Below are 11,350 nucleotides of genomic sequence, written 5' to 3'. Positions count from 1 at the left end.
ACATTAGAAACTGTATCGAGGAACGTAATGGTAACCATTCGTTTACAACGTGGTGGCGCTAAAAAACGCCCATTCTACCAAATGGTAGTTACTGACAGTCGCAATGCCCGCGACGGTCGTTTTATTGAGAACGTAGGCTTCTTCAACCCGGTCGCTCGTGGCCAGGAAGAAAAACTGCGCGTTGACTTAGATCGTGTTGATCACTGGGTATCTAACGGTGCATCACTGTCTGAGCGTGTAGCGAAGCTTGTCAAAGACGCGCGTAGCGCAGCTTAATGATTTAAATCCGTATTATAGGTGGCTATGAATACTCCTGCTGAAACCGTCGTCGTTGGTCAATTAGGCGCAGTGTATGGCGTAAAAGGCTGGATTAAAGTTCAAAGTTATACCGATGATCCGGAAGCCATTTTTGAATACAGCCCTTGGCAAATAATTAAGCAAGGTAAAACTCAACCGGTTCAAGTCGAAGAATGGCGTCGACACAATAAAGGACTGATTGCGAAGTTAGCTGGCGTTGAAGATCGTGACCAAGCCCATGTATTAACAGGCGCGGAAATCATCATTGATGTTGAGCTACTACCTGAATTGCCAGAGGATGAATTTTACTGGCGCGATTTGATTGGTATGGCCGTGGTAAATACTGACGGTTATAACATGGGAGTCGTTGACCAGATTATGGCCACAGCATCGAATGATGTGATGGTGGTGAAAGCGAATAGCAATGATGCATTTGGTCGCTCAGAGCGTTTGATTCCGTTTATTCAGAGTCAATATGTGCAAGAAGTCGACAAAGAAAACAAACGCATTGTTGTGGATTGGCCGTCGGACTTTTAATGACTGCAAAATTACAGGTTGGGGTTATTAGCCTCTTTCCTGAGATGTTTCAGGCCATTACCGATAACGGTGTGACTGGTCGGGCAGTTCGTGATGGGGTGTTGGATATCCAGCTGATTAACCCTCGCGATTTTACCCACGATCGGCATCGCACTGTTGATGACCGCCCTTATGGCGGAGGTCCGGGAATGTTGATGATGGTGCAGCCGCTCACTGATGCGATTGCAGCAGCTAAACAACAGTTAGGCGCCAATACCAAGGTGATTTATATGTCACCGCAAGGTCGCAAGCTTGATCACGCTGGCGCTCATGAATTAGCGCAGCATGACAAGTTCATCATAATCGCCGGTCGCTATGAAGGCATTGATGAGCGAGTGATTACTCGTCACGTTGATGAAGAATGGTCGATTGGAGATTACGTGTTAAGTGGTGGCGAACTGCCAGCCATGGTGATGATTGACACGGTAGCACGATTGATTCCTGGTGTTCTAGGACATCAAGATTCAGCTAGCGAAGACTCATTTGCCGATGGCTTATTAGATTGCCCACACTATACACGCCCAGAAGTTTTAGATGGTGAGGCGGTTCCCGCTGTGTTGTTAAGCGGAAACCATGAAAATATACGCAAGTGGCGTTTGCAGCAATCTCTTGGGAGAACTTGGTTGCGACGCCCTGAATTGTTAAAACACCTAGCTCTGACTGACGAGCAGAGGCAGTTATTGGATGCGTTCATCCAACAACATCAAGATGCTTCTGATACAGGTTCGGGCAGTTAATCTAGGCAAGTGAGGCTATCATGGCAAAAGTAAACCAAAATTTGATCAAAGCGATCGAAGATGAGCAATTGAAAAGCGACCTTCCAGCGTACGCGCCGGGTGATACAGTGGTCGTTAATGTTAAGGTAACCGAAGGTAACCGTGAGCGTATTCAGGCATTTGAAGGCGTGGTTATCGCAAAACGTAATCGTGGCTTACACAGCGCTGTGACTGTTCGTAAAATCTCGAACGGCGAAGGCGTTGAGCGTACTTTCCAAGTACACAGCCCAATTGTAGACAGCATTGTTGTGAAGCGTAAAGGTGCAGTACGTCGTGCTAAGCTTTACTATCTTCGTGAGCGTTCAGGTAAATCTGCGCGTATCCGCGAGAAGTTGTCTTAATAAGCATCAAGCTTATTCGAAAAAACCCGCCGCTGGCGGGTTTTTTTATGGTACAAATGCGTTAATAACACCAAACTGCCCTGTGGAGTTGAGGACATGTCGAATTCGAAGCACGAACAACAACAACTGGAAGCGTTGCGTCAACAAATTGACGATACCGACAGTGAGTTGGTGCGATTGTTATTGCAGCGACGTCAACTCGCCAGTCAGGTCGGTGTAGTAAAGCGCAAATTAGGTCAGCCTTTGTTCGTGCCTGAGCGCGAAGCCGCTATGCTTGCCAATCGCCGTGAGCAAGCACAGCAAATGGGCTTGTCGCCAGAGTTGATTGAAGATGTATTACGTCGAGTTATTCGAGAATCGTACCAACAACAGCAAGCGGCCGATGTTCATTTGGAAAGAAAGTCAGTAGTGATTGTTGGCGGCGCTGGTGCATTAGGGCGGCTATTTGTAAGGTTGTTTGAATCGGCAGGAGCAACGGTCAATATCATTGAGAAAGATAACTGGGAGATGGCTGAGGTTTATTGCGCTCAGGCTGATCTCGTACTAATTGCGGTTCCGGTTATTGCCACCGTTGATGTTATTGCTGAATTGCCGGTGTTGCCACCCAGTTGCGTGCTTGCCGATGTAACCAGTATCAAAGAAAAGCCGTTAGCGGCAATGATGGCGAAACATAGTGGCCCTGTACTTGGGTTGCATCCTATGTTCGGCCCTCAACAAGTAACCCTCGCAAAGCAACTGATGGTGGCTTGTCACGGTCGTGATGAAGAAAATTACCAGTGGCTGTTACAAAGCATTGAACGCTGGGGTGCGCAGATTAAATTTATTGATGCTGCTGAGCACGATCAAGCCATGTCTTTCGTGCAAGTACTGCGCCATTTATCAACGTTTGTTTATGGTGCGCACTTAGCACAAGAGCAAGTGGACGTGCAGCAACTTCTTGATTTGAGCTCACCAATTTATCGACTCGAATTAATGATGGTAGGTCGATTGTTCGCTCAGGACGCTAATCTCTATGCAGACATCATTTTATCAGAGCCGCGGAATTTCATGATGTTACGCCGATATGTCCGCCTTTTTGAACAGCTACTAACAGATCTGGAAAATGGTGAAAAATCGCAATTTACCGACCGTTTTGAGCATGTTCGTGATTATTTCGGTGATTTTGCTGGCAAGTTTTTGACAGAGAGTCAGCGCCTACTCGACGTCGCTGGCGATGCGAAGCAAGTCAGCTAGCTGCTTTGGGCTTACCGGTTTATGTAAGAACGTATTGATGCCTGCGGCAGTACAACGTTGCGCAAAATCATCGTGTTGATGACCCGTGATCATGGCCGCTTGTGGCGCGTCATCGCCGAGTTTGGTCACGATTTCGCAGTACACATCAATTCCGTTAATATCTGGCAATTCGTGATCAAGCAACACCAATACTGGGCGTTCTTCAATCGCCAAGTGTATGGCTTCCTTCCCAGTCTCGGCGGTAAGTACTTCAACCGGATACTGTTGTACCATCGCTCGTAAAACTTCGAGTGAAATATAATCGTCGTCAACAATTAATACTTTATTCGCTGAATGACTCATCGTTGTAACCTATACTGGCAAAAGAATAATACCGTATTGAACAGAAGGAACGCTGAAAATGCAACGAGTAAAAATTTGGGATAGTTTTGTTCGGTTAAGCCATTGGTTGATGGTCATTCTTGTTGTACTCATGTGGTACACCGCAGAAGAGGGGCTCATGGAGCGCCATCTGCAGCTTGCTGGCATACTAGGTGCGTTAGTCATTACGCGAATTCTATGGGGTTTTTGGGGGAGTGAGTCGGCTCGATTTAAGCGTTTTATCAAAGGCCCTAAAGTTGTTGCGGAGCATTTAAAAGACTTCAAGGCGGGACAATATCAACCTTCGAACACCCATAATGCAGCTGGCGGCTGGGCAGTTTTAGCATTGTTGCTTTTACTACTTGTGCAGTTTGGTACTGGATTGTTTGCTAGCGATGACATTTTCTTCTCAGGCCCCTTAGCGAGTAGCGTGGGTAGTGACCTTAGCGAAGTTGCGGGTGAAGTTCATGAAACTATTTTTAATGTTCTTGCCGCTGTCGTGATCTTGCATGTCGTTGCCATTCTTCTTTACCGAGTACGTGGCATTAATCTTATCAGTGCTATGGTGCATGGCTATCGCGACGGCGTGGCGGCACCGAAGTTAGTGTCGGGGCTGATTGGAATAATCGCAGCAGCGCTTATCGCTGCTGCGTTGTTCTTCTGGATTAATTAGTCTTTGTATTGATCATGGCAGCCCTTGCAATTACGAGCGGCTGTCATGAATGCCTCACGAATAGCCCCTTGCTCGCCGGCAGCAGCAGCTTGTTGTAGAGCTTTTGCGTCTTGTTGAAGCTTTTCAGCGCGCTCAACAAAATCCTCCCAATTATCCCAAATGGCGGGTAAAGCATCGGTATTATTCCCCGGCATTGCGCCTTCTTGGCTGAAACCAATCCAAGGAATACTCGTCAGCGCAGCAAAATCATTTGCGCGTTCAGCAAAGATAGTTCCGTCGAATTCAATATCACCTTTCACCATATCACCCATGACAGCAAAGTTATTTTGCATGATCGATAAAGCTTTTTGACGATATTCAACGGCTTTGTCGGCGTCATTAAACGCATGTTGAGCGAAAGCGCTTGCTGATACAGTTAGTGCCACAATACTTAAGAAACTTCCTGCTACCTTGATCATAGAGTTCATGTTGTTCTCCTTATTGTGTTGTTTAACGACTGCAATACGCTTTTCATCCTTAAATGGATTGCGCAAAGTGATCGTTCCCCATTAATGTGGCTATGATAACCGTAAAAATCATAAAAGGGGAACCAGATGAACGGGACTAAGCATCTCAGTAAACTGGCACTGTCAGTTTGCGCAGCACTGCCATTAGTGGCTGCGGCTTCGCAAACAACACCAGTGCGCGGTTTACATGATAATTCGTCAACATATATAGCATTACAGAATGCAACGATTGTGACGGAACCAGGTAAAAAACTCGAAAATGCGACTTTAGTTATCAATAATGGCAAGGTTGTAGCTGTTGCACGTAATAACCGTGCACCTGAAGGCGCTCGGGTAATTGATGTCAGTGGACACACAATCTACCCAGGCTTTATTGACGCCTACAGTAATTACGGTGTTCCGGCTGTCGAAAAGCCAGATCGTCCTCCATACCGCAGTGCTACGCCGCAATACAATAACAAGCGTGAAGGTGGTAATGCAGCAAATGATGCAATTCACTCACAAGTGGATTGGGTAGACAAATTTGCAACCGATAGCAAAGCAGCGAAAGACTACATTAATCAAGGCTTCACTTCGGTTCAAAGCGCCAGGTTAGATGGTATTTTCCAAGGTCAGGCCGTAACGGTTTCTTTGGCTGATACAATTGCGAATAATGCAGTTTATAACCCTCGCGCACGTCACTTCGGTTCTTTTGATAAAGGTTCTTCGTTGCAACAATATCCATCATCGTTGATGGGCTCTATTGCGCTTATTCGCCAAACACTCTCTGATGCGAATTGGTATGAGCAGGCTTACGGTAAAGATGCTTACAACATGCCGGTTGAATACAACGCGGCGTTAGCTGAACTGGCGAATATTGAAAGTGATGGCGTAGTCTTCAAAATTTCTGATGATCGTTCGTTATTACGTGCGAATGATGTTTTTTCTCAATTTAACGTACCAGTAACATACTTAGGCTCAGGCTATGAGTATGCACGTTTAGATGCGATCAAGAACACCAAGTCACCAATTATTCTGCCGTTGAATTTCCCTGCTGCACCTGAAGTAAAAGGTGTTGATGACCATTTGGATGTGAGCCTCGCTGATTTGCGACATTGGGAACGAGCTCCGGGTAACGCGGCAGCGCTTGCTCAAGCCGATATTGATTTTTCATTTACCTTACACGAGTTGAAGAAAGCCGATGATTTTTGGCCGAATCTTCGTCGTGCCGTTCAGCATGGCTTAGATGCTGATAAAGCACTTGCGGCTTTGACAACTGTCCCAGCGAAAATAGCTGGAGTAAGTGATAAAGCAGGTAAATTGGCACCAGGTTACATGGCTGACTTTGTCATTGCTGAAGGCGATTTATTCACCAACGGCACCATTAAGTCAGTATGGCTGCAAGGTAACGAGGTTGAATTAACACCGCTGCATCAAGCGAACTTTGCCGGAACCTTAGCGGTTACCGTTGCAAATGAACAAGCTGAATTGGTATTGAAATCTGGTAAATCAATCTCAGGCGAATTCAATAGCAATAAGATTCGTGATGCAAAACGTAGCGACTCAGCAGTTGAGTTTGTGGTTGATGCGAACTTTGCTGGTTTAGATGGAGCGTGGCGTATGCGTCTTGAGCAGGCTTCAGCCGATGGCTTTACTGGCGTTGCTATTGCCCCAGATGGCCGCGAGCTCCCGCTAACAGCAAGTCGTACAGCAACTGATGAAAAGCAGTCAGATAACGGGGCAACTACAGCAGCTGAGTACGTCAGTAAGGTGACTTTCCCGAATGTTGCTTATGGTTTGGATGGTTTACCTGAACGTCAAAATATTCATATCAAGAATGCGACAGTGTGGACAGCCGATGAAGCAGGTGTATTAGAAAACACAGATGTGCTGATTCGTGATGGTGAGTTCTATCGAATCGGCAAAGATCTAAATACCCCATCGGGCTACACCGTTATTGATGGTACCGGTAAGCACGTCACCCCAGGTATTATCGATGAGCACTCACATATTGCCATTGAAGGTGGTGTGAACGAAGGCTCAGAGGCGATTACTTCGGAAGTGCGTATTGGCGACGTTGTGAATCCGGACGATATTCATATCTATCGCTCGCTTGCCGGCGGTACCACAATGGCACAGTTGTTACACGGCTCGGCGAACCCAATTGGTGGTCAAGCTCAGGTCATCAAACTGCGTTGGGGTGCTGATGCGAACACACTTAAATTTGATGCAGCTCCACCAAGCATTAAATTTGCGTTAGGTGAGAACGTTAAGCAGAGTAACTGGGGTACTACCTTTACTGTGCGTTACCCACAAACTCGCATGGGTGTGGAAGCGGTGATGCGAGACGGTTTCACGGCAGCTCGCGAATATAAACAACGTATGGATGCTTACGAGAAATTGAGCCGCAGCGAAAAAGCGAAAACCGCTCCGCCACGCCCTGATTATCGTTTGCAAACGTTGCTTGAAATTCTGCGTAGTGAACGTTTTGTTCATGCTCACTCATATGTGCAATCAGAAATTCTCATGCTCATTCGTTTAGCTGAGGAGTTTGGATTTACCCTGACTACGTTCACTCATATTTTGGAAGGCTACAAAGTTGCCTCTGAAATGGCGAAACATGGTGCTGGTGGTTCAACATTCGCTGATTGGTGGGCGTTCAAATTCGAAGTTTACGATGCGATTCCGCAAAATGCATGCTTAATGTCAGAGAAAGGTGTGTTGACCAGTATCAACTCCGATAGTAATGACTTACAACGTCGCTTGAATACTGAAGCTGCGAAGTCAGTGACCTACTGTGGTATGTCGGAGCATGAAGCTTTGCAAATGATTACTTTGAATCCAGCGAAGCAACTTAAGATTGACCAATACGTTGGTAGCATTAAGGAAGGCAAACATGCTGACTTTGTTATCTGGAACGGTCATCCTTTAAGTGCTTACTCATCCGTTGAAGAAACGTGGATTAATGCTCGGAAATACTTTGACCGCGAACGAGATATGCAGTTACGCGCTCAGTTAGAAACCGAGAAGCAACAGTTGATTCAGAAGCTATTACGTAGCCCTGAAAGTGCGCGAAATGGTAATGGCGACGGTTACAAAAAACCTCAGCCAACCTGGCATTGTGAAGACAACCATGATGTATGGAGTGATCAATTCACCAGTCATAGCGAACATCAACATGTGCACGCACATCAAGGAGAGCAACTATGAAAAAGTTATTAACAGCCGTTGTTGCTGCAAGTTTGAGTGCGGCTGCAGTCGCTCATGACATGGTTCCTGGTAAAACTCAGGAACAGCCAATATTGCTGCAGGGCGGAACACTCAATACGGTCACGAACGGTGTGATGACGGATACTGATTTATTGTTCGAAAATGGCAAAATTACAGCCATTGGCGCGAATTTATCGGTACCGGAGAATGCCCGTGTTATTGACGTCTCTGGCAAGCAAGTTTATCCGGGCATTGTCGCATTAGACACCACTTTAGGTTTGATTGAGTTGGCGGCAGTTCGTGCAACCAACGATATGAGTGAAGTTGGTGATATTACGCCAGAAGTCAGCGGTCATACCGCATACAACCCGGATTCAGAAGTTATTCCAACGGTTCGCTACAACGGTATTACCCATGCAGAGATTGTGCCACAACGCAATCTTATAGCGGGTCGTTCTAGCTTGTTGCAAACCGATGGCTGGACGTTTGAAGATGCTGCTGAAGCACTCAATGTCGGTGTTCACGTTAACTGGCCGCGGGTAGGTATTAATACATCGTGGTGGGAACGTCGCTCACCTGAAGAACAACGCAAAGCCAATGCCGCTGACTTGAAAAAACTAGAAGCAGCATTTGTTGATGCGAAAGCTTATTACGACGCAAAACAAGCGAATAAACTTAACGGTACCGATGTACGCTGGGAAGCGATGACCGGTTTGTTTGACGGTACGAGTAAGCTATTTGTGCATGCGCACGATAAGCGTCAGATGGAACAAGCGATGGAGTTTGCTTCAGAGTGGGGCTTTGAGTTGGTTCTTGTAGGCGCTCGTGACGCTTGGCGTATTGCCGATAAGTTGGCTACGCAAGATATCTCAGTCGTCTACGGCGAACCGTACGGCTTACCTACGCGTCATGACGAAGCGTACGATCAAGCATACTCTACTCCAGCAGTTCTTGCTGCAGCAGGCGTTGATTTTGCTATTGCCTATTCAACAGGCTTCTGGGACATTCGCAACCTTGCGTTTGCTGCGGGTAATGCGGTCGCATTTGGGCTTGATAAACAACAAGCGCTCGCCGCAATTACCTTAAAGCCAGCAGAAGTTATGGGCGTGGCAGATAAAATTGGCTCACTTGAAGTTGGCAAGAATGCATCGCTGTTCGTTTCAGATGGTGATGTGATGGATCAATTAGGTCAGAAAGTTCGTTTGATGTTCATTGACGGTGCTGAAGTTGACCTTAACAATCGTCATAACCAGCTGTATCAGAAATATCGTCAAAAGCCTTAAAAGAAGTCTTGTTTAATAAGACATGTGAAAAAGCCAGACAATGTTCTGGCTTTTTTTGTCTTTTCGCAAAAGTATAAAAAGTAAGTATTGTGTTAGCGAGCGGTAATTGGCAGTATTTACATAACGCTATCTTAAAAGGAAGAAACGATGCCATTACACCGCCAATTTGCCAATGACGGTAAAGAGCTCATTATCGCCATCAAAGGAAAGTTTGACTTCGGGCTGGTTCAGGAATTTCGTCAAGCCTACAGCAATGTTGGTGACCAGCAACCAACCGTATTTATCGATTTACGTGAAACAGAATACCTGGATAGTTCAGCGCTCGGGATGCTTCTTAATATGCGTAAGTCGCTCGGGAAATCAGTGAAAGGTATTCATATCATCAATTGTCGGCCTGAAGTTAGAAGCATTTTGGATATTTCGCGTTTCGATAAATTATTTGTCATTGAATAACTATGAACAGTTTTTATGAGCCAGCAGCTCAGCCGATACAGGTGTCTGTTGTTCATGATGGCTCGGATCTATCGCGCGACGTCATTGCACAGTCAAGTTTACTTCCAAATGTGGTTGTTAAAGCTTGCCTCGTGGAAGAGGTGGCGGCATCGTCAGTAGAGAATGACAATAATCTGTTCATTGTTGTGGTGGGAGAGGGCTGCGACACTGAGCGAGTTCATCACCTACTACAGTTAAACACCTTTCAAAGTATGGTTATTACCGATAGCCCAATCCTTTTCCAGCAGTTTGGAACGATGACAACCGATGCTTTATTGTGGCCGCTGGCATCAAACTTTCTAAAACAACGCCTCGAATATCTATGCGAGTTACAGGCAGCACATAATCAGCTGGATGGGCTCAGGCAATCGCTGGCTTGGCACAAAGCTCGCGTTGATCGTGAACATCAGTTGGTTGAGCATATTTTCCAAAACGCATTGAGCCGCAATTATCTCGAATTTGAACATGTGAATACCTATTTGACGCCGGTATCAAAATTCAACGGCGATTTGTGTCTCATAGCGCCGGGTCCGTTAGGCAATATTTATATGTTAATGGCGGATTTTACGGGGCATGGTTTGGCACCTGCGACTGGTGCATTACCGCTGTCGCAGGCGTTTTTTGCAATGTCTGATCGCGGTGTTTCGGTTGCCGAAATGGTAACCGAGTTCAATTACCGTATGAGCCGACTTTTACCCGATGATATGTTTTGTGCGGCAATTCTCATGGAGCTATCGGCTAACGGCGAGCGAGTCACCTATTGGAACGGTGGGATGCCGGCAGCATTGCTGTTTAATGAACAAGGTGAGATTCTCAAAAGACTCACCCCGGCACACATGGCGCTTGGCGTTGTTGATGATGATGAGTTTGATAGCCGTGTGGCGACGTTTAGAGCACCCAAAGGCAGCTCAATTGCGTTGTTTACTGATGGCGTAACCGAATTACTAGGCCATCAGCATAAATTTTTAGGCTCTGAAGCCCTCGAAATGCTGTTATCAAAGTATCCACGTACGGAAGATTTTGCCGAACTCGTCGATGAGCTTGAACGTTTTCGTGGTGAGACCCCGTTACATGATGACTTGTCGCTTGCCATTCTAAGTTGTCAGCCAACAGGCTTGGGCGAGGCCAAACCCGAACCAGACCAATTTGGTCTCCCGTTTATTTTTGAATCTGTTTTGCGTCCTGAACATCTCACGACAATAGACCCAGTTGCGCATATTCTCTCCGCACTGAGTCAGTTGCCACATCTTCGTCGGCATCGAACGACCATTTATTTGTTCTTGGCCGAAGCGTTTAACAATGCGCTTGAGCATGGTCTATTGGAACTTACTTCTACAATGAAGCAAGATCCGGAAGGTTTTGCTGAGTACTATCGCCTTCGATTAGAGCGTTTACATGCTTTACAGCATGGCGAAATACGTATTCGAGTTCAATTTGAGCCCAGCTCAAAGGAGTTAACAGTCAGCGTTTCTGATAATGGTCGAGGAACAGCAGATGTTGCTGTAGCTTCTAACTTAGTGGAGAAAACTCATGGGCGTGGGTTAGAGCTGTTACGGCAAATGACAACCGATTTACAGTGGGATTCAGAAACACGAACGGTATCTTTCAAATACGTACTCTAGCG

The 11,350-nt window shown here is 46.2% G+C and carries 12 protein-coding genes; 10 read left to right on the top strand and 2 right to left on the bottom strand.

Features of this window, described 5'->3' with window-relative positions:
- The first annotated feature begins 27 nt into the window (after positions 1 to 27).
- The 5 genes from rpsP to tyrA all read left to right on the top strand — a co-directional run bounded on the left by rpsP (position 28) and on the right by tyrA (position 3,223).
- Complete coding sequence (gene rpsP, locus D3795_RS04950) at positions 28 to 276, top strand: 30S ribosomal protein S16 (RefSeq protein WP_055438631.1); 249 nt, start codon at positions 28 to 30, stop codon at positions 274 to 276.
- A gap of 27 nt (positions 277 to 303) precedes the next feature.
- A complete protein-coding gene (rimM, locus tag D3795_RS04945; RefSeq protein WP_156266770.1) occupies positions 304 to 834 on the top strand; it encodes a ribosome maturation factor RimM in 531 nt (176 codons plus the stop codon).
- Positions 834 to 1,610, top strand: coding sequence for a tRNA (guanosine(37)-N1)-methyltransferase TrmD (gene trmD, locus D3795_RS04940; protein ID WP_156266768.1), 777 nt, complete (start codon positions 834 to 836; stop codon positions 1,608 to 1,610). The genes rimM and trmD overlap by 1 nt, the downstream gene beginning before the upstream one ends.
- 20 nt (positions 1,611 to 1,630) lie before the next feature.
- Positions 1,631 to 1,990 carry a 50S ribosomal protein L19 gene (rplS, locus tag D3795_RS04935; protein WP_092854254.1) on the top strand — a complete coding sequence of 120 codons (360 nt, stop codon included), beginning with the start codon at positions 1,631 to 1,633 and terminating at the stop codon, positions 1,988 to 1,990.
- A gap of 96 nt (positions 1,991 to 2,086) precedes the next feature.
- On the top strand, positions 2,087 to 3,223 hold the full coding sequence (gene tyrA, locus D3795_RS04930; RefSeq protein WP_156266766.1) for a bifunctional chorismate mutase/prephenate dehydrogenase: 1,137 nt from the start codon (positions 2,087 to 2,089) through the stop codon (positions 3,221 to 3,223).
- Here tyrA and D3795_RS04925 read toward each other — a convergent pair.
- A complete protein-coding gene (locus tag D3795_RS04925; RefSeq protein WP_156266764.1) occupies positions 3,185 to 3,565 on the bottom strand; it encodes a response regulator in 381 nt (126 codons plus the stop codon). The genes tyrA and D3795_RS04925 overlap by 39 nt on opposite strands.
- Before the next feature lie 58 nt (positions 3,566 to 3,623).
- Here D3795_RS04925 and D3795_RS04920 point away from each other — a divergent pair, with 58 nt between their 5' ends.
- Positions 3,624 to 4,256 (top strand): cytochrome b/b6 domain-containing protein, encoded by a 633-nt coding sequence (locus tag D3795_RS04920; protein ID WP_156266762.1) that lies wholly within the window; start codon positions 3,624 to 3,626, stop codon positions 4,254 to 4,256.
- Here the strand turns inward: D3795_RS04920 and D3795_RS04915 are convergent.
- The gene (locus D3795_RS04915) at positions 4,253 to 4,723 is read right to left on the bottom strand and encodes a c-type cytochrome (RefSeq protein WP_310942398.1); all 471 of its coding nucleotides are present in this window, start codon (positions 4,721 to 4,723) and stop codon (positions 4,253 to 4,255) included. The two genes, D3795_RS04920 and D3795_RS04915, sit on opposite strands and share 4 nt — an antisense overlap.
- 126 nt (positions 4,724 to 4,849) lie before the next feature.
- Here D3795_RS04915 and D3795_RS04910 point away from each other — a divergent pair, with 126 nt between their 5' ends.
- From D3795_RS04910 to D3795_RS04895, 4 genes are all read left to right on the top strand, one after another.
- Complete coding sequence (locus tag D3795_RS04910) at positions 4,850 to 7,951, top strand: amidohydrolase family protein (RefSeq protein WP_156266760.1); 3,102 nt, start codon at positions 4,850 to 4,852, stop codon at positions 7,949 to 7,951.
- Positions 7,948 to 9,234: an amidohydrolase family protein gene (locus tag D3795_RS04905; RefSeq protein ID WP_156266758.1), complete on the top strand. Its 1,287-nt coding sequence runs from the start codon at positions 7,948 to 7,950 to the stop codon at positions 9,232 to 9,234. The genes D3795_RS04910 and D3795_RS04905 overlap by 4 nt, the downstream gene beginning before the upstream one ends.
- A gap of 147 nt (positions 9,235 to 9,381) precedes the next feature.
- Positions 9,382 to 9,687: an STAS domain-containing protein gene (locus D3795_RS04900; protein WP_126758456.1), complete on the top strand. Its 306-nt coding sequence runs from the start codon at positions 9,382 to 9,384 to the stop codon at positions 9,685 to 9,687.
- Between the two features lie 2 nt (positions 9,688 to 9,689).
- The gene (locus tag D3795_RS04895) at positions 9,690 to 11,348 is read left to right on the top strand and encodes an ATP-binding SpoIIE family protein phosphatase (RefSeq protein WP_156266756.1); all 1,659 of its coding nucleotides are present in this window, start codon (positions 9,690 to 9,692) and stop codon (positions 11,346 to 11,348) included.
- Positions 11,349 to 11,350: the final 2 nt, after the last annotated feature.

The organism is Pseudidiomarina andamanensis (assembly GCF_009734345.1).
GTDB classification, from domain to species: Bacteria; Pseudomonadota; Gammaproteobacteria; order Enterobacterales; family Alteromonadaceae; genus Pseudidiomarina; species Pseudidiomarina andamanensis.
The sequence above is the reverse complement of the archived record's forward strand: the minus strand, read 5'-3'. Positions and strand labels throughout refer to the sequence as shown.